17 protein-coding genes are annotated in these 18,123 nt (G+C 47.0%); 7 read left to right on the top strand and 10 right to left on the bottom strand.

The window, feature by feature from the left end; all coding sequences use genetic code 11:
* Positions 1-146 precede the first annotated feature (146 nt).
* Together carB and FRZ54_RS02570 are read left to right on the top strand one after the other, a co-directional pair.
* Positions 147-2,963, top strand: coding sequence for a carbamoyl-phosphate synthase large subunit (gene carB, locus FRZ54_RS02575; protein ID WP_147030090.1), 2,817 nt, complete (start codon positions 147-149; stop codon positions 2,961-2,963).
* Positions 2,964-3,011: 48 nt separating this feature from the next.
* Positions 3,012-3,662: a hypothetical protein gene (locus FRZ54_RS02570; protein WP_147030089.1), complete on the top strand. Its 651-nt coding sequence runs from the start codon at positions 3,012-3,014 to the stop codon at positions 3,660-3,662.
* 14 nt (positions 3,663-3,676) lie between these two features.
* On the opposite strand, the gene FRZ54_RS02565 is transcribed toward FRZ54_RS02570, so the two are convergent.
* Positions 3,677-4,129: a DUF4920 domain-containing protein gene (locus FRZ54_RS02565; RefSeq protein WP_147030088.1), complete on the bottom strand. Its 453-nt coding sequence runs from the start codon at positions 4,127-4,129 to the stop codon at positions 3,677-3,679.
* Between the two features lie 219 nt (positions 4,130-4,348).
* On the opposite strand from FRZ54_RS02565, the gene FRZ54_RS02560 reads away from it, so the two are divergent.
* Positions 4,349-5,743, top strand: a complete 1,395-nt coding sequence (locus FRZ54_RS02560; RefSeq protein WP_147030087.1) for a hypothetical protein — start codon at positions 4,349-4,351, stop codon at positions 5,741-5,743.
* 16 nt (positions 5,744-5,759) lie between these two features.
* On the opposite strand, the gene radA is transcribed toward FRZ54_RS02560, so the two are convergent.
* Positions 5,760-7,226 carry a DNA repair protein RadA gene (gene radA / locus FRZ54_RS02555; protein WP_147030086.1) on the bottom strand — a complete coding sequence of 489 codons (1,467 nt, stop codon included), beginning with the start codon at positions 7,224-7,226 and terminating at the stop codon, positions 5,760-5,762.
* 113 nt (positions 7,227-7,339) lie between these two features.
* Here radA and FRZ54_RS02550 point away from each other — a divergent pair, with 113 nt between their 5' ends.
* Positions 7,340-7,534, top strand: a complete 195-nt coding sequence (locus FRZ54_RS02550) for a hypothetical protein (protein ID WP_147030085.1) — start codon at positions 7,340-7,342, stop codon at positions 7,532-7,534.
* A gap of 244 nt (positions 7,535-7,778) precedes the next feature.
* Here FRZ54_RS02550 and FRZ54_RS02545 read toward each other — a convergent pair whose 3' ends face one another.
* The 3 genes from FRZ54_RS02545 to FRZ54_RS02535 form a co-directional block, all read right to left on the bottom strand.
* Positions 7,779-9,329, bottom strand: a complete 1,551-nt coding sequence (locus tag FRZ54_RS02545) for an Rne/Rng family ribonuclease (RefSeq protein WP_147030084.1) — start codon at positions 9,327-9,329, stop codon at positions 7,779-7,781.
* 218 nt (positions 9,330-9,547) lie between these two features.
* The gene (locus tag FRZ54_RS02540; RefSeq protein ID WP_147030083.1) at positions 9,548-10,432 is read right to left on the bottom strand and encodes a tetratricopeptide repeat protein; all 885 of its coding nucleotides are present in this window, start codon (positions 10,430-10,432) and stop codon (positions 9,548-9,550) included.
* A 10-nt stretch (positions 10,433-10,442) separates the two neighbouring features.
* Positions 10,443-10,739: an HU family DNA-binding protein gene (locus FRZ54_RS02535; protein ID WP_147030082.1), complete on the bottom strand. Its 297-nt coding sequence runs from the start codon at positions 10,737-10,739 to the stop codon at positions 10,443-10,445.
* A gap of 173 nt (positions 10,740-10,912) precedes the next feature.
* Between FRZ54_RS02535 and mutY the strand changes: the two genes are divergently transcribed.
* Both mutY and FRZ54_RS02525 read left to right on the top strand, forming a co-directional pair.
* A complete protein-coding gene (gene mutY / locus FRZ54_RS02530; RefSeq protein ID WP_147030081.1) occupies positions 10,913-11,965 on the top strand; it encodes an A/G-specific adenine glycosylase in 1,053 nt (350 codons plus the stop codon).
* Between the two features lie 25 nt (positions 11,966-11,990).
* Positions 11,991-12,419, top strand: a complete 429-nt coding sequence (locus FRZ54_RS02525; protein ID WP_147030080.1) for a single-stranded DNA-binding protein — start codon at positions 11,991-11,993, stop codon at positions 12,417-12,419.
* Positions 12,420-12,495: 76 nt separating this feature from the next.
* Here the strand turns inward: FRZ54_RS02525 and FRZ54_RS02520 are convergent, their stop codons facing one another.
* A complete protein-coding gene (locus FRZ54_RS02520) occupies positions 12,496-14,694 on the bottom strand; it encodes a S9 family peptidase (protein ID WP_147030079.1) in 2,199 nt (732 codons plus the stop codon).
* 86 nt (positions 14,695-14,780) lie between these two features.
* On the opposite strand from FRZ54_RS02520, the gene FRZ54_RS02515 reads away from it, so the two are divergent.
* Positions 14,781-16,313, top strand: a complete 1,533-nt coding sequence (locus tag FRZ54_RS02515) for a serine hydrolase (RefSeq protein WP_147030078.1) — start codon at positions 14,781-14,783, stop codon at positions 16,311-16,313.
* A gap of 61 nt (positions 16,314-16,374) precedes the next feature.
* Here FRZ54_RS02515 and FRZ54_RS02510 read toward each other — a convergent pair whose 3' ends face one another.
* The 4 genes from FRZ54_RS02510 to FRZ54_RS02495 form a co-directional block, all read right to left on the bottom strand.
* Positions 16,375-16,749: a hypothetical protein gene (locus FRZ54_RS02510; protein ID WP_147030077.1), complete on the bottom strand. Its 375-nt coding sequence runs from the start codon at positions 16,747-16,749 to the stop codon at positions 16,375-16,377.
* Positions 16,750-17,064, bottom strand: a complete 315-nt coding sequence (locus FRZ54_RS02505; protein WP_147030076.1) for a hypothetical protein — start codon at positions 17,062-17,064, stop codon at positions 16,750-16,752.
* A gap of 86 nt (positions 17,065-17,150) precedes the next feature.
* Positions 17,151-17,465, bottom strand: a complete 315-nt coding sequence (locus FRZ54_RS02500; RefSeq protein WP_147030075.1) for a hypothetical protein — start codon at positions 17,463-17,465, stop codon at positions 17,151-17,153.
* Positions 17,466-17,901: 436 nt separating this feature from the next.
* Positions 17,902-18,123: a hypothetical protein gene (locus FRZ54_RS02495; protein WP_147030074.1), complete on the bottom strand. Its 222-nt coding sequence runs from the start codon at positions 18,121-18,123 to the stop codon at positions 17,902-17,904.

The following is an 18,123-nucleotide window of genomic DNA, read 5'->3' as shown; positions in this document are numbered from 1 at the left end:
ATCCTATCTTTGCATCCCGACGCTGAAGTCGGGTTTTTCGCTTTCAGCGCATAGATAAATCGTTCATAGTTAATGGATCATAGCGCATAACCCACCCGGGTATACCATGAATCATCAACCATGAACCATAAGCTTCAAAAAAGACTATGCCCAAAGACACCTCCATCAAATCCGTTTTAATTATTGGTTCTGGTCCCATTATTATTGGCCAGGCATGTGAGTTCGATTATTCAGGTTCGCAGGCGGCCCTTTCGCTAAAAGAGGAAGGTATCGAAGTATCCATCATCAACAGCAACCCTGCTACTATTATGACGGATAAAGTTATTGCCGACCATGTGTACCTGTGGCCGTTAAACTGTGATAGTATCGAGAAAATACTGCAGGTACGACACATTGACGCGGTATTGCCAACAATGGGCGGCCAAACAGCTCTGAACCTTTGCAAAGAGGCGGAGGAACGCGGTATTTGGGAAAAATACAATGTAAAAGTTGTCGGAGTCGACACTGCTGCGATAGAAAAGACAGAGAACCGGGAGGCGTTCCGCCAATTAATGGTGGATATAGGCATAGGTGTGGCCAGCTCAAAGATCGCCAACTCGTTTTTGGAAGGCAAAGAAGCCGCGCAGGAAATAGGCTTCCCCCTGGTAATCAGGCCGAGCTATACACTGGGCGGTACCGGCGGCGGTTTTGTGCATAAGAAAGAAGAATTTGACGCTGCGTTGAGCCGCGGCCTGCAGGCATCGCCAACACACGAAGTGTTAGTGGAGCAGGCGGTAATAGGCTGGAAAGAATTTGAGCTTGAATTGCTGCGCGACAGCAGGGATAATGTGATCATTATTTGTGCCATCGAAAACTTTGACCCGATGGGTATCCACACCGGCGACTCGATAACCGTGGCCCCGCCAATGACCCTGAGCGACCGATGCTACCAGGATATGCGCAACCAGGCCATTAAAATGATGCGCGCTATAGGCAATTTTGCCGGCGGGTGTAATGTTCAGTTTGCCGTTAACCCTGCTGATGAGGCTATAATTGCAATCGAGATCAACCCGCGTGTGTCGCGGTCATCTGCCCTGGCGTCAAAAGCTACTGGATACCCAATTGCTAAAATTGCTGCTAAACTTGCTATAGGTTATAACCTTGATGAAATAGAAAACCAGATCACCAAAACCACCTCGGCTTATTTTGAACCGACTTTGGACTATGTGATAGTAAAGATACCGCGGTGGAATTTTGACAAATTCAAAGGCGCCAATAAATACCTTGGCCTGCAGATGAAATCGGTAGGAGAGGTAATGGGCATAGGCCGCAGCTTTATTGAAGCTTTGCAGAAAGCCTGCCAGAGCCTGGAGATAGGGCGCGCCGGTTTAGGCGCCGACGGACGCCAGAGCCGCAACCTGGAGGAGATCATGCACAGCCTGGAGAACCCGAGCTGGGACAGGCTCTTCCATATTTATGATGCCCTGAGCCTGGGCGTGCCGATAGAATCGGTACGGAAGGCAACCAAGATTGACCGCTGGTTTTTGAACCAGGTGCAGGAGATCGTCAACCTCGAAATAGAATTAAGACGCTACTCCTTAATCAATATACCAACCGAGTTCTTCTTCACCCTGAAACAAAAAGGATTTTCGGATGCGCAGATAGCACATATCTTAACCAATGTAACCGAAGAAGAAGTTTACCAGCGTCGTGTGGGCCTGGGCATTCGCCGGGTTTATAAGATGGTGGATACCTGTGCTGCCGAGTTCCCTGCTAAAACGCCATATTATTACTCCACCTACGAAGGCGAGAACGAATCCAAAGTATCGGACAAAAAGAAAATAATTGTATTGGGATCGGGCCCCAACCGTATCGGGCAGGGTATCGAATTCGATTATAGCTGCGTGCATGGTTTGCTGGCCGCCAAAGAATCGGGCTACGAAGCCATCATGATCAACTGTAACCCAGAGACAGTGTCAACAGATTTTAACATGGCCGATAAGCTATACTTCGAGCCTGTTTTCTGGGAGCATGTGCGCGAGATCATCGAGATGGAAAAGCCCGAAGGCGTTATCGTTCAGTTGGGTGGCCAAACGGCTTTGAAAATGGCCGAGAAACTACACGAGCACGGTATTAAGATCATCGGCACATCTTTCGACAATATGGATATTGCCGAGGACAGGGGGCGTTTCTCCGACCTGTTAAAGGACCTGGATATCCCTTACCCCAAATATGGCGTAGCCGAAAATGCAGAAGAAGCAATAGAAGTGGCGCACAAAGTGGGCTACCCGGTACTGGTGCGGCCAAGTTACGTACTGGGCGGCCAGGGAATGAGCATCGTAATAAACGACGAGGACCTGGAAAAAGCGGTAGTCGGGCTGTTGAAGAATTTGCCGGGCAACCGTGTGCTGATCGACCACTTCCTCGATCGCGCAGAAGAAGCGGAATCGGATTCCATCCACGATGGCGAGGATGTGCATATCATTGGCCTGATGGAACACATTGAGCCTGCAGGTATACATTCGGGCGACTCGAGCGCGGTGTTGCCGCCGTTCAACTTATCAGAAAATGTTATCCGCCAGATGGAACAGCATACTGAAAAGATCGCACGTGCGTTAAATGTACGTGGCCTGCTGAATATTCAGTTTGCCATTAAGGATGAAAAGGTATATGTGATAGAGGCTAACCCGCGCGCATCACGCACGGTGCCCTTCATCGCAAAAGCTTACGATGTGCCTTATATCAATATAGCGGCGAAGATTATGCTGGGTGTGAATAAATTGAAAGACTTTACCATAGAACGGAAATTAAAGGGCTTTGCCATCAAAGAACCGGTATTCTCGTTCGATAAGTTCCCCGAAGTAAATAAGGAGCTGGGCCCCGAAATGAAATCGACGGGCGAAGCTATCCGCTTTATACCAGACCTGGAGGACCCTTACTTCAGGCACCTGTATAAAGAGAAATCAATGTACCTGAGTAAATAATTTAAACATTGGCATAGAAAGTGTCGTATTACAGGCACTAAGTGTAGCATGGATAAGGAATTTTTTAATTTTAAAAACGCCGACCCCGAGTATCTTGAAGGCGTTCTATTGAAGATCCAAAGATCATTTAATATTGAGTTTGATAACGAAGGTTTGAAGAATGTGAAGACATTCGGCGGCCTTTGCGATTTGATAGTCAGCAAAATCAACCAGGGTCATGCTGATAATTGCACAACACAGCACTCGTTTTACCAATTGCGGAATTCGATCTCAGCTATAACTCATATAGATAAGTGCAGCATAACGCCTCATACCAGGTTGTCAAAGTTATTCCCACGCGAAACCCGTTTGCAGGTGATCGCTGAGATAGAGCAGGACCTGGGTTTCGACACCAAAATACTAAAGCCAAAACAATGGGTGATAACGCTGTTCTCGCTCTTGTTACTGGCATCCGTCGCCGGGCTATTTTATAACTGGCAGATAGCTGCAGCAGGAATTCTGGCATCGCTTGCAGGGTTAAAACTGGCGGGGAAATTTGGGAAAGAAATTCACCTGAAAACCGTAGGCGATATGGCAAACAAGATATGCCGGGAAAGCCGCCACGCATGTACGATAAATAAAAATGAAGTTGAGCAGAAAGTACGCGAGCTTTTAGAAAAAGACCTTCGGCTTCAACCGGTCGTTCTGCAAAGGCATTAATTCTCAATCAGGAATTAATCCACCATCATTCCCTTAACTTCAAAGGTGAGCCGGCGTTTCGGGGCGGTTTTTACGTCGTGCTGTTTTTTGCCCTTTACCGTATCGCCGGCAAAGTGTTGCAGGTCGTCAGCTATAAATAGTTTTTGAGCTATAACGTCCATTACCACGGTTTTACCGGCAAGTGAAGCCGGTATTTTTACGCCGGCGGTGGAAAAATGAGAGACTATGGTTTTCCCCTTTCCGCCATCTATAATAAATTTCCCGTTTTTAACAGCCAGCACCTTGCCGCGCACGGCCACGCTGATACGTGTCTTTTGAGCCATAAAGCCCTCCACCCTGCTTGCGGGTACCACACCCGTAGTATCGGGTTTGGCGCCGTAAATGGTGCCATGTGCAGGCGCTTTATGATCCTGGGCGAATGCAGAAACAGAAAATAGTAAAGCAAGTAATAAACTGAATGTTTTCATCGTATAGTTATCTGTAAACAACAACGGATATTTTTTATGGTTTTACCTTAATTGGCTTATTGTTAATATTTGTTAAATGGGTTTATTAAGTAACTTTTTTAAACTACTATTGAAATCTGTTAATAATTAGGCCGTTTTGGTTAAGTTTGCGGGAAATTCGCGAAGGTCGCCAAAGCAATCAGGCTTAAGCGCAGTGCATTACAAAAGAAAATTTATTAAATGAAAAAACCCCTACTATCGCTTATACTTTTTATCTCCTTCGCGGCATTCTTGAGCAGCGGATGTAAGAAAAAATCAACTACGGATACCAGTGCGCCTACATTGACCACCCAGGATGTTATACTGGATGTCACGGCAACCTCGGCACAAAGCGGCGGTACCATTTCGTCTATCGGCGGGGCGGCACTTAGCGCCAACGGCGTTTGCTACAGTTCCACGAACCATACTCCAACTATTGCAGATACCAAAACCAGCGAGGCTTTAATATACACCAGTTATTCATTTACAAGCAACCTTACCGGCCTTACACCCGGCACCACCTACTACGTACGCGCATATGCAACAAATTTGTATGGTACAGCCTACGGCGCGGTAGTAAGTTTTACCACCAGTACTACCATATCGGCTGTATCGGGTACCGTAACAACTTTCGCCGGCGATGGAACAGGGGGTTACCTGGACGGAAACGGCACCGGGGCCGAATTCAGCAACCCGCAGGGGCTTGCTATGGACGCCGCGGGTAATATTTATATATCGGATTCTTTCAATAACCGTATCCGCAAAATTGCCGCCGATGGAACGGTTACCACCATTGCAGGCAACGGGACCGCCGGGTATGTTGACAGTGCCGATGGAGCCAGCGCCGAGTTTTACGCCCCGGCTGGTTTAACCGTGGACGGGCAGGGCAATATTTATGTGGCCGACTACGGCAACAATGTGATACGCAAAATAACCGCTGACGGGGCGGTAAGCACTTATGCAGGCAACGGCACTGCCGCGTATGTGGATGGCGCGGCTATTAATGTAGCGGCATTTAGCGGACCGAGCGGCGTGGCGCTTGACGGGCAGGGAAACCTGTATGTTGCCGACCGCAATAATAATATGATACGCAAGATAACAGCTGCTGGGGTAGTGAGCCGCGTTGCGGGTATCACTACCGCGGGCTATGTTAATACAACGGTTGATGTTTCTAACAGCGTTTATGGTGCGTTCAAAAAGCCTGTAGGGGTTGTTCTTGATGCCCAGGGTAATATCTACGTTGCCGACGGCGGTAACAGCGCCATTAGGCAGATAACGCCGGCGGGAGTTATAACTACCATAGCCGGTGGCCCGGGCCAATCGGCATTGATAGGCGATGCTGCGGCGCTATGTATCGACGGTGCCGGGAATTTATTTATCTCGGACGCTGCTGGCCGCATTATCGAACTGACAGCGGCGCGGACGCTGTATTACCTTGCAGGTGCCTCGGCGGTGTTTGGTTATGCCGATGGATCGGGAACCGATGCGAAGTTCAATGCGCCGCGGGGAATTGCCGTAAATACCGCAGGCGACATTTATGTGGCCGATCAGAATAATAACCGGATACGTAAGGTGGTAATTGTTGTAAGCGATTAAGGATAAAAGAGTCCGGTCAGCCAAATAATGCGCTGAAGACCTCCTCAATACTGCCTACAGTTTTAACGGCAATATTGTAGCGCGTCAAATCGATGCGCTTTTTATTTTGTCCGCCCGATTCCAGGTTGTATTTCGAAATAAATATCTGCTCGAAGCCAAGCTTTTGGGCCTCGGCAATACGCTGTTCGATACGGTTCACCGCTCGTACCTCGCCCGATAAGCCGATCTCGCCCGCAAAGCAAGTTTTGAAGGGGATAGGGATATCCTCGTGCGACGAGATGATAGCCGCGGCCAGGCCGAGGTCGATGGCAGGGTCCTCCACACTGATACCGCCTGTGATATTCAAAAAGACGTCCTTACCCCCCAATTTGAAGCCGCAACGCTTTTCGAGCACAGCTAGCAACATGTTCATGCGCTTGGTATCAAAGCCCGTAGCGGTACGCTGAGGGGTGCCATAGGCTGACGTACTAACCAATGCCTGCGTTTCTATCAGCATCGGCCGCATTCCTTCCAGCGTAGCCGAAATGGTGATGCCGCTCAATGGCTCGTCGCGCTGCGAGAGCAATATCTCTGATGGGTTGGATACTTCGCGCAGGCCTTCGCCCAGCATTTCATAAATACCCAGTTCGGATGCCGAACCGAAACGGTTTTTCACAGCGCGCAGGATACGGTAAACATGGTGCCTGTCGCCCTCGAATTGCAGAACGGTATCTACCATGTGCTCCAGTATTTTTGGTCCGGCTATCATGCCGTCCTTCGTGATGTGCCCGATCAGGAATACCGGCGTGCCCGATTCTTTGGCAAAACGAAGCAATTCGGCGGTACATTCCCGTACCTGCGACACGCTCCCGGGTGTCGATTCGATATGGGAAGAATACAGCGTCTGTATCGAATCGATAACCACCATATCAGGTTCCAGTTGTTCTATCTGCTTGAATATATTTTGGGTAGATGTTTCGGTTAATATATAACATTCTGATCCTATTTCGAATTTCGAATTTTCAATTTCGGATTTGACGTTATCGACTTCTGACTTCCGACTTCTGACTTCTGACTGCACCAATCGTTCCGCCCGCATTTTGATCTGCCGCTCACTTTCTTCGCCCGACACATAAAGCACTTTCATGGATGGCATATTCAGCGCCAGTTGCAGCATCAGGGTCGATTTACCGATGCCCGGTTCGCCGCCTATCAATACCAACGAACCGGCTACAATACCGCCACCCAGTACGCGGTTAAACTCGTTGTCGGGCGTGAGTATCCGCTGATCTTCGTCAAAACTGATATCGGATACCTGTATGGGTTTATTGGCACGCTGCATGGAAGTGGAAGGTGTTTTCCAATTGGGGATGGATTTGTTTTCCTTCTCAATTATTTCTTCGGCAAAGGTGTTCCAGTGCTGGCACGACGGGCATTTACCCAGCCATTTAGGCGATTCGAAGCCACAGCTCTGGCAGAAATAAGCAACTTTAGTTTTGGCCAATGTTCTAATGCGTAAATGTGCAGATATGCAAATGTGCAGATTAATTTTAAAATAGCGATTAATATTTACTAATATTTTTAGTAATATTGTTTGGTCGTTCAATCATAAAAAAAATGGAATTTAAAATAAACGCAGTCAAAAGATTAGAGTTTGATTCCGTATTATGTGATATACTGAATCAAATCAACACGATAGAAAACCTGGTAAACTACGAATATCGGGACGAAGCATTAACGGTTGTTGTAAATGACAATCTGGTAAGAAAGATGAATCCGGACCAGTTAAGCTTGTTGCTGAAGGTGAAATAATGTTTTACTAACTTAGGCTAAACGCCATCAGGGTTAAACGCCGGTAGAAATATAAAATTGAAATAATTCGTGCCGTAGGTACGAAACGAGAGCTGCATACCTACGGCATGCTATTGAATCTGGTATAATTTTCTACCGGCATTTTGCACCGATGGTGCAGATGGCGAATCCAAAATGTGTTTAAAAACAGATGTGCAGATACCCTCCCGAGCATATGCAAATCTGAAATCTGCACATTCGAAATTTACAGCTTGATCTCTTCGTCCTTACTCGAGAAGAAATGGAACTCGGTTATCTGGTAGGCGGGATTGCTTTTTACCTTGATCCACTGGCCGTACTTGAAATACCATTTCCACTGACGGTTGAACAGACCCTGTTTGATATATGCCTCAATGTACGGGTGCACGCAAAGCGTAATGCTTTTTTCGTTCTGTTCAACCAGGATATAGTTGAAGTTGTTCTCGATATCGTCAAGCAACAAGATGGTAGGGCGAATTGAACCGGTTCCGTTACAGGTTGGGCAAACTTCGCTGGTGACGATATTCATCTCAGGACGAACACGCTGGCGGGTTATTTGCACCAAACCGAATTTACTTGGCGGCAGAATGGTGTGTTTGGCCCTGTCGTGCGACATTTCGGTGCGCAGGAAATCGAACAGGTCCTTACGGTTGGTCGGTTTGTGCATGTCGATAAAGTCGATCACCACGATACCGCCCATATCGCGCAGTCTTAGTTGGCGGGCTATTTCTTTAGCAGCCTCTTTATTTACCTGGAAGGCATTTTCTTCCTGGTTCTCCTTATTGGCGGTACGGTTGCCGCTATTTACGTCGATAACGTGCAGAGCCTCGGTATGTTCGATAACCAGGTAAGCGCCACCGGCCAGGTTAACCGTTTTTCCGAAAGCTCCCTTGATCTGTTTATCTACACCGTAGTGCTCAAAAATGGGCTCCTTATGCTTATGCAGGCGTACTATATTTTCCAAATCAGGTGATATTTGGTGCACATACGAGCGTATTTCCTCGTAAATGGCATTGTCGTTCACATAAATATGCTGAAAATCGGGGTTAAGGATGTCGCGCAGTAATGTCGAAGTACGGTCTATCTCGCCCAAAGCTTTTTTTGCAGGCTCGATGGAAGGCAGGCGGGTAATGAAAGTTTCCCATTTCGAGATCAAGTCCAGCAGATCTGACTGCATTTCGGATACGCCCTTGCCTTCAGAAACGGTGCGGATGATAACCCCGAAATGCTTCGGCTTGATGCTTTCGACTATCTTGCGAAGGCGGGTACGCTCCGTATTGCTTTTTATCTTTTTAGAGATGGATATGGTTTCCGAAAACGGCACAAGCACCACGTAGCGCCCGGCTATGGAAAGATCGGAACTTAAACGCGGTCCTTTGGTCGAGATCGGCTCCTTGGCTATCTGTACCGGAACAAGCTGGCCTTTGGTGAACACCTCGGATATTTTCCCCGATTTACTGATGTCCTGTTCCAGCTTAAAGTTATCGAGCAGTTTGGACTGATAACCGCCACTGCGCACCTGCTTGGTCAGCTTTAACAGGCTTTGTACCTGCGGGCCCAGATCAAGATAGTGCAAAAAGGCATCCTTCTCGTAGCCGACATCCACAAAGGCCGCATTTAACCCTGGCATGATCTTTTTGATCCGGCCGAGGTAAATATCGCCAACAGTGTAATTATTAGTTACCTGTTCTTTGTGAAGCTCTACAAGTTGTTTGTCCTGTAATAACGCAATGGTAGCCCCGTTCGGGGTCGAATCGATAATTAATTCTTTTATCAACTGCTACTCCATTTCTAAAGCGGCCAAAATCAGCCGCTTATTAAGTGGTAAAACAATACAAGGTACTTTTACTGCCTTAGCAGTAAAAGGTTACCCGGGCAACTTATTTCTTCTTGTGCCTGTTTTTTCTTAAACGTTTTTTACGTTTATGAGTAGCCATTTTGTGTCTTTTACGTTTTTTACCGCTTGGCATAGTAATAATTTTTTAAATGTGAATTTTAATTTTTTAGTTCCTTTATATACTGTTCGATCTTTTGACCAATAACCGGGTCGGGGATCATTTGCTTACATTTTTCATAAGCTTCAATGGCTTCCTTTTTCATCCCAAGCTGCTTGTAGCTTTCCGCAAGGAAAAAGTAAGGTTCCACTATGTTGTCTTTTGGCGATGCATTCGCTATCGCTGTTTTAAACCGGGTTACAGCCTTGTCAAACTGCCGCGACTGTACCGCAAACTGGCCAAGGTTTAAATTGGCCTTATAATTACCAGGGTCCTTTTTTACCACATCAAGCAGTATCATGATACCCTTTGGCGGACCACCTGTTGCGTCCATCATTCCTGCCAGGGCCTGGTTGGCATACGCTACACCAAGGCCGGTCTCGGCGTCCAGGTTATCCGGTCTCATCTTTGTAGCATTTTCAAACGCTTCAATGGCATTTGCTATAAAAGCAGGCTGCACCGTGGTATCCTGGGTTAGTTTGCTGGCATCGTTAAAGCGGTTGCCTGCGTTTACCCAATCGTCAAATTTATTCTCGCTCCTTGCTACCTCCAGGTAATAAAAGGCCGAAGGGGCGGGCTGATTGTCATCATCCCATTGTTTAGCCAATTTTTTCTGAAGGTCTAGCTTATCGGCGTCTGACGAAGCGTTTTTCAGTTGCCCTTCCAGGTCGTTTATCGTTGCAGCCAGGGCGGCCCCGATAGCCGCTTTTCCCTGCTCTGATACCTGTTCAACCGTTACTTTTGGTACCGGAGGGCGTGAACCGGCCGCCACACCCCGCTCAGGTTTGGCAGCGTCGTGTTTTATCAACCCTTTTACGGGCTGCAAATACAAATAAGCCGTGATAATAACAACTGCTACTATAACGACTATTTGCTTCAGGTTCATGCTTTAATGATTACTTTGCAGCTTTTTTGTTACCTGATTTTACCTTGTCAACAAAGGTTTTTGCAGGCTTAAAGCTTGGAACGAAATGTTCAGGAATAATTATAGCCGTATTTTTTGAAATATTGCGGGCGGTCTTTTTTGCCCTCTTTTTTACTACGAAGCTGCCGAAGCCCCTAACGTACACATTCTCGCCACTTACCATCGACGATTTAACAACTTTGAAGAATGCCTCTACAGTTTCTTGAACGTCAACTTTCTCGATACCTGTTTTCGATGAGATCTCAGCTATAATTTCTGCCTTAGTCATATCAGATTTTCTTTATTAATTTTTGTAAATACTTAACTGTTTTGGGGTTGCAAAAGTATTGGTTTATAACCAAAGATTGAAATAATTAACGGATTTTTTTTGCCCTGACCGCATTTTAAACGTAAACGTTACATTTTTGGTACAATTCGCTGCCATCCAATTACATTTGAGGGATGGATTTTTCTGCCGAACTGGTTCAATGGTACCAAAAAAATAAACGCGCTTTACCCTGGCGCGATACTGCAAACGCCTATGTGATATGGCTTTCCGAAATTATTTTACAACAGACCCGCGTGGAGCAGGGCATGCCCTATTTTTATCGTTTCCTGGAAAAATATCCGGATGTAATATCTTTCGCAGCGGCACACGAAGATGAGATACTAAAGCTATGGCAGGGGCTCGGCTACTATTCGCGGGGGAGGAATATGCTCAAAACAGCCCGGCAGGTTGTTGGGCAGTATGGAGGTGAATTCCCGGTGGCCTATACCGAGCTGATCAAACTAAAAGGTATAGGCGGTTATACCGCCGCCGCTATATCCTCCTTTTCCTCGGACGAGCCGAGGGCCGTTGTAGACGGTAACGTTTACCGCGTACTGGCGCGATACTTTGGCATTGAGGAACCCATCAACTCGAACAAGGGAAAGAAGCTTTTCCAGCAGGTGGCCGACGAAGTTTTGGATAAAGACCATGCCGGTTTGCATAACCAGGCCGTAATGGAGTTTGGGGCGATGCTTTGCAAGCCGAAAAACCCGGATTGCGCCGTTTGTCCGCTGCGAAATGGATGTTATGCCTTGCAGCATAATAAAGTGTCGATCCTGCCTCAAAAATTGAAGACAGTGAAAATACGCGAGCGTTTCTTCAATTATTTTTTAATAACCGACGGCGATACTTTACTGATGAACAAGCGGGGCGAGGAAGACATTTGGGCAAACATGTACGACCTGCCGCTGATAGAGACCGCCGGTTATCTGACACCGCAGGAAATTATGAATATGCCGGCAACGGCAGCGGCTTTTGGTAAAAATATTGTTATGGTCGGTGCGTCCAGACCGAAGAAACACATACTGACCCATCAGCATATTCATGCCCAGTTTATTCAAATAGAACCCGCAGGGGGAGAAATAAAATATCAGTCGGGGTGGCTCCGTACCGGAATAAAAAACTTAAAAAACATGGCTATGCCAAAAATCATTTTTTTATTTCTAAATAATTTTTTTAATTTGTAAATTAATTTTTATATTAATTTACAACATGTCCGGAATAAACAAGGTGATCCTGATCGGTCACTTAGGAAAAGACCCTGAACTGAGATATTTAGAAGGCGGCGTATCAGTAACCAGTTTCCCATTAGCAACTTCAGAAACATTTAACAAAGACGGCCAGAAGGTTGAACAAACCGAATGGCATAACATTGTGATGTGGCGCGGCCTTGCCGAGCTGGCCACCAAATACCTCCAAAAGGGTAAATTGGTGTATATTGAAGGAAAGCTTAGGACACGTTCGTTCGAAGACAAAGAAGGCGTTAAAAAATATACAACCGAAGTTGTGGCCGAGAACTTTACCATGCTTGGACGTAAAAGCGATTTTGAGCAGGAAGGGCCACCGCGCCAAGCCGGGAAAAGCCAGCCTGATAAAGATGTCAGCGGCTCCATTGCTTCGGCAGATGATCTTCCTTTTTAAAAGGGAACCCAAACCATATCCAATGAAAAAGCCCCTTCCGGGGCCTTTTCTATACATTATTCGATATTTCGTCAACTTATCTTCCTCCCGGGGGGCAATGCTCCTTCAGGTATTGCGTAAACAGTGTGTGCAGGTGCAGGGTTGTACCCGGCCCTTCAAATATCCCGTGCGTGCGGTTAGGGTACGACATCAGCTGGAATTGCCGGTTGTATTTTACCAGTTCGTTGATCAGTAACTCCGCGTTACGATAATGCACATTATCGTCTCCCGTTCCGTGGATGTATAGCAAATTCCCGCGCAGGTTTTTGGCGTAGGTTACCGGGGAGCCTTTGATAAATGGTTCGCGGCCCGCTTCGTCTGTCGGCACGCCCATATAACGTTCCTGGTAAATGTTGTCGTATGATAATTGCCAACCCACCGCTGCCACGGCAATACCGGTTTTATAAATATCCGGGTATTGGAAAAGCAGGTTAAGGGTCGTTGAGCCGCCGCCGCTCCAGCCATGTACCGCAATCCGGGAAGAATCAACAAATGGCCATTTTAATATTTCCTTTGCGCCCATGGCCTGGTCGCGAATGTTGATGATGCCAATATTTTTATAGATCGCCTTGCGCCAGGCAGCGCCTTTAGGGGCCGGGGCACCACGGCCTTCAATGGCCATGTAAATATACCCGTCATCGGTCATATTGCCAACGTACAAGCCGTTACGGCCAACACCGTAGCGGTCGACAACCGTTTGCCCGGCAGGTTCTGCGTAAACCGTGAATACTACCGGGTATTTTTTGGTCGAATCGAAGTTGGTCGGTTTTACCATCCAGCCGTCCATTTCGATCCCGTCCTCAGTTTTTACTTTAAAGAATACCGGTTTGTTTTTGGCGTCGGTGTTCAAATGAGGTACAGTGCCGCTAATGTGTTTGTTATCCGGCAGGCTAACCACCTCGTTTTGGTATGGGGTATAGCTGTTAGAGAAAATATGCATCGCTATCTTACCGTTTGGCGATATGGTATAGCTATGCGTACCCGGCAACCCGGCAGGGGTAACCATTTCGGGTTTTTTGCTCGAACCGTTCAGCTTTACCCTGTAAAGATAGGCCTGGGTGGCATTTTCGGGCGAAGCAGTGAAATACACAAAACCGTCCTTTTCGTCAACACAGTTCAGGCTGATCATATCATAGTCGCCTTTGGTGATCAGGCTTTCCTTACCCTCAGTGGTAATGCGGTAGATATGACGCCAGCCGTCTTTTTCACTAACCCAGATAAACGATTTTCCGTCTTTCAGCCAATCCCAGCCAACGGGGTTGCCCCCGTTCCAGCGTGATTTCCCGTCTATCCAGGCTTTATCGGTTTCTGTATGTATCAGATGCGTAGTGCCGTTCGAAACGTTTCCAACGAAGATCCGGCTTTCATTCTGCGCGCGGTTCAGCTGCTCCAGGATGATCTCGTTGGAATTGGTGGTCCATTCCATACGCGGGATGTAATGCTGCACATTGTCGCCCGGAACATCGATCCATTTGGTTGATGCGGAGCTGATATCCACCACACCCACCTTAGCCGAACTTGGGTCCTCGCCCGCCACCGGGTATTCAACCGGTACGGTGAAGGGATAGATAGAATCTGTTGTGTTCAGCATCAGGTAATTTTTGATCTTACGGGCATCTATCTGCCAGTAGGCTATCAGCCTGCTGTCGGGCGACCAGCGAAAGCCGTCGCGGCAATCAAATTCTTCCTCGTAGGCCCAGTCGAATGTGCCGTTGATCAACCGCGATGTGCCGTCGGTAGTCAGGGGTTTAATACTGCCTGATGCGAGATCCTCGACGTAAAGATTATGCTCGCTTACATAGGCAGCTTTGCTGCCATCGGGCGAAATTTTGGCAAACATCAATGATGATTCGGGCTTGCCGATGCCTAACTGTTTCAGTGTTTTGGCGTTGATGTCGTACACCCAATAATCGCCGCGGGTATTATAGCGCCATACCCGTTTAGTGTTGGTGAAGATCAATACTTTGCTGCCGTCGTCGGTAAAACTAAAGCCGCTTACGGTAAGTGCCGGCTTCCCTGCCGGGGTAAGCATCTCTTTGGTAATGACTGTCGTTTTTTTGGCCGAATCGCGGGTATCAAACTCATCGATGCCGCCGTCGCGGCCGGCCCGATAATACTGGTAACCGTCTTTGGCCCAGTTGATGCCGCCCCGCTGGGCTCTTGCTTCGCCGCCAAAAAACAGCAACATGGCAAGCGCCACGAAAGCCGCTCCGGGATAATAAAACCTGGTTTTCATTTAATTTGATTTAATAGTTCAGTTAATTTGAGAATAATTTTTCGGTTAAATTAGTAATTTAACACGCCGCAAATTAATCATCTGTTATGAAAAAACTATGGATCCTGCTCGCAGGTATTATTATCGTTACATCAGCCGCCAGTGCACAGCATGCCGACCGCAGTAAGTTCATCAGCGATAGCCTGGATACTTATATCAACAAAGCGCTTACCAACTGGCGGATACCAGGTGCGGCTATTTGCATAGTTAAAGACGGCAAAGTGATAAAAATGAAGGGCTATGGCATTAAGGAGCTTGGCCTGAACAACAGGGTGGACGAAAATACGCTGTTCATGATCGGCAGCAATACCAAGGCGTTTACAGCAACTGCCCTGGCCATGCTACAAGTACAGGGAAAACTTTCGCTGGATGATAAGGTGAATAAATACCTGCCGCAGTGGAAACTGGATAACCAGTTTGCAAGCCAGGAGGCCGTCATCCGCGACCTGCTGTGCCACCGCATAGGCTTTCGCACTTTCCAGGGTGATTTTACATTTTACAACACCGACCTTACACGCGAGCAGGTGATGGAAAAAATGAGCCATGTGAAAGCTATTTATCCCTTCCGCACAACCTGGGGGTATACCAATTCGGCTTTTTTAACTGCCGGCCAGATCATACCCGTGGTTACTGGTAAACCCTGGGAAACTTATTTAAGGGAAAACATATTCGCGCCGCTGGGCATGGGCAATACGGTTGCGCTCAGCGCCGATATCATGCGATCGATAAACCGCACGGTACCGCATACGCTGGTTAACGGGCAGTTAAAGGCAATATCCTATGCGCAGATAGATGGCCTGGCACCGGCGGGTGCCATCAGTTCGTCAGTAAACGATATGAGCAAATGGGTAATGGCGCTGCTGAACAACGGCAAGGTTGGGCCGCGCCAGGTGATACCCGCCGCAGCGATAGAGGCGACGCGCCAGCCGCAGGACGTGGTAGGTACCACAACCAATCCCGACGGTAGCTCAAGCTACCTGCTGTATGGACTGGGTTGGGCGCTGCAGTACTACAACAACCATAAAGTGGTAATGCATACCGGCGGCGTAAATGGGTATCTTACCTCTGTTACGCTATTACCTAATGATCAGCTGGGAATTGTGATATTGACGAATACCGATCAGAACGAATTTTTTGAGGCGCTGAAATGGGACATTATGGATGCTTACCTAAATAAGCCCTTCAGCGATTACAGCAGCAAGTACCTGTCTTATTTCAAGGCACAGCAGGCTGATGAACAGAAGAAGGATAAAATGTTGCGCGATACGGTACTGATGAACAGGCTGCCTCAACTGCCCGCCGTACAATACACCGGGAAATATGAGAACGACCTGTACGGCAGTATGACCGTGACCCAAGGCGCCAACAACGACCTGGAGATGCGTTTTGAACATCACCCTAAAATGTACGCTAAACTACAGCCGCTTGGCGGCAACCGCTTTTATGTCACCTTTTCCGACCCGGTATTGGGCAAGGCAGTGTTCCCGTTCACGGTCGAAAATGGTAAAGTTGCCAGCGTGCGGGTTAAAGTGGCTGATTTCGTAGAGTACGACCCGTATGATTTTAAGAAAGTGCAATAGGAAAAGCTAAAAGCATAAAGACTAAAGCAGAAAGCTCTGAAACATGGCATTGCTTTCAGCTTTATGCTTTCGGCTTTTTGCTCAAAGCAGGTTTGTTCATCACAAAATAAAAAAAAACGCCGCCGATAGCATATAGCAATGCGTCCACCCAATCCCCGGTATAAGTTTTGGAGAATGCAGGAAGCAATACTTCAAATACCAGGCTAACATAAATGACGATGAATGTGACCTTCCAGGCGGAAAGGACGTAGTAGTTACTGCGTATAACCGCACCGCGCATGAACCACAGGCTCAGATTGGCAATAACGGGTACGGCGAAAAAATCATCGACATAGCCGTTTATCCACGGAACAGGATGAGCCAGCCTGCGGAATGAATATACGATAACCCAAATAACACAACCTGCAACGAACCACGGATTAAGCAGTGTCCTCATTTAACCGGCAATAATGCCAAGTATCAGGATAACCCCGGTTACACAAGCATAAAAAGCTATCTCCGAATAAAACACGATCCAGCCAAAAGCATTCAGGAAGCCCTTTACTTCGCGCATAAAAGGACCGTCGGAAGGCTTAATGGCAAAGTAGTCTGCTTTACGCGGATTTTCTTTTTTTATCCTGACTTCGGCCTCACGCGAGAAACGATGAGGTTCAAGGTATCCTCCGCAGCCCGCACACTTATCATCATGACGACCATGACTGGTGGTCCATTCCCCGCAATGCGGGCACTTGATTTCGCTAACCCCGCTCATAAAAATAAATAATTGGTGTATATCAAATTTACGATAAAAAAACCTGATAAGTTCAAAAAATACAGGGCATTTTTTTTCAGAAAGGTTTAGCCTGCCAGCAAGCTTATGATGAGTAAAACGATGGTAATAAAGGTAAACAATGCCAGCTGCACATAATAAACTCCCCAGCGAAATGAATTGAACATGGATTTGAACCATCTTTTTTCGGGGCTGTCGGTAGGTTTTGGGGCAAAATAATCATCGTCCTTTTTCAGTTCGCGGGTGATCCTTTTCTCAACTTCCAGCGAGAAACGGCGCGTCTCCAGGAACTCGCCGCAACTGATGCAGCGGTCGTCGATATGACCCTGCCACATGGTCCATTCCCCGCAATGCGGACACCTGATCTCGCTTACCTGGCTCATACGGCAAAATTACGAATTGTGAATGGTGAATAGTGAGTAGTGAATACAAGGAAATCACTTTTAATATTTATAGCGATTATCAGGAGGCTCGTATCGAACTTATTTATACTATAAACAGGCGGCTCCAATGGAGTTGTGTCATAACAGCCAAATAGTTCCGGAGGGACTACCTGTTTATAGCACAAAAATAAAACATTTATAGGCTCCATAGGAGCCTCCTGCTTTGAAAGCGATTTCCCTGTCAGTGAACGGCAAAGTTAGACAGGGGATAAAAAAAATCAGCCGGAGTTTTTAGCTCCGGCTGACCTGAAATTTAACCAATCCAAACAAACAATAGAAGTAACTTTAACTGACAATATAAATTTACTGGCAGTTTAAGTTTTATTCAATATAAATCTATTAACATATTAACATCCAGTGATATTTGTGCGTGGATTCAGTCCTTCACCGTCTTACGGAGCTTCATCATCCTGAAAAAAAGAGCCGTTGTCAGCCCAAGCAACAGCACAAAGCCGGCGCCTGAACAGATCATTTTCCACGAGATATCGCTGTTGAGAGATTTGATAAATATCGAAAACGAAAACAGCGCCAAGGCCAGGTTTAGCCAGAAAATAAATTGTACCTGTTTCAATTGTTGTTTTTGCTCTGTTTGTTCCAT

Origin of the sequence: Mucilaginibacter ginsenosidivorans (assembly GCF_007971025.1) — a bacterium.
Taxonomy (GTDB): Bacteria; Bacteroidota; Bacteroidia; order Sphingobacteriales; family Sphingobacteriaceae; genus Mucilaginibacter; species Mucilaginibacter ginsenosidivorans.
Note: the sequence above shows the minus strand (reverse complement) of the source record. Positions and strands in the feature narration are given on the sequence as shown.

Bases quoted from the DNA above. Each gene is read 5' to 3' on its own strand.
- FRZ54_RS02515 (WP_147030078.1), top strand. From the start codon at position 14,781: ATGAAAAAACTATGGATCCTGCTCGCAGGTATTATTATCGTTACATCA.
- FRZ54_RS02525 (WP_147030080.1), top strand. From the start codon at position 11,991: ATGTCCGGAATAAACAAGGTGATCCTGATCGGTCACTTAGGAAAAGAC.
- FRZ54_RS02505 (WP_147030076.1), bottom strand. From the start codon at position 17,064: ATGAGCGGGGTTAGCGAAATCAAGTGCCCGCATTGCGGGGAATGGACC.
- FRZ54_RS02500 (WP_147030075.1), bottom strand. From the start codon at position 17,465: ATGAGCCAGGTAAGCGAGATCAGGTGTCCGCATTGCGGGGAATGGACC.
- FRZ54_RS02535 (WP_147030082.1), bottom strand. From the start codon at position 10,739: ATGACTAAGGCAGAAATTATAGCTGAGATCTCATCGAAAACAGGTATC.
- FRZ54_RS02520 (WP_147030079.1), bottom strand. From the start codon at position 14,694: ATGAAAACCAGGTTTTATTATCCCGGAGCGGCTTTCGTGGCGCTTGCC.
- FRZ54_RS02565 (WP_147030088.1), bottom strand. From the start codon at position 4,129: ATGAAAACATTCAGTTTATTACTTGCTTTACTATTTTCTGTTTCTGCA.
- FRZ54_RS02570 (WP_147030089.1), top strand. From the start codon at position 3,012: ATGGATAAGGAATTTTTTAATTTTAAAAACGCCGACCCCGAGTATCTT.
- carB (WP_147030090.1), top strand. From the start codon at position 147: ATGCCCAAAGACACCTCCATCAAATCCGTTTTAATTATTGGTTCTGGT.
- FRZ54_RS02550 (WP_147030085.1), top strand. From the start codon at position 7,340: ATGGAATTTAAAATAAACGCAGTCAAAAGATTAGAGTTTGATTCCGTA.
- FRZ54_RS02540 (WP_147030083.1), bottom strand. From the start codon at position 10,432: ATGAACCTGAAGCAAATAGTCGTTATAGTAGCAGTTGTTATTATCACG.
- mutY (WP_147030081.1), top strand. From the start codon at position 10,913: ATGGATTTTTCTGCCGAACTGGTTCAATGGTACCAAAAAAATAAACGC.
- FRZ54_RS02495 (WP_147030074.1), bottom strand. From the start codon at position 18,123: ATGGAACAAACAGAGCAAAAACAACAATTGAAACAGGTACAATTTATT.
- FRZ54_RS02510 (WP_147030077.1), bottom strand. From the start codon at position 16,749: ATGAGGACACTGCTTAATCCGTGGTTCGTTGCAGGTTGTGTTATTTGG.
- FRZ54_RS02560 (WP_147030087.1), top strand. From the start codon at position 4,349: ATGAAAAAACCCCTACTATCGCTTATACTTTTTATCTCCTTCGCGGCA.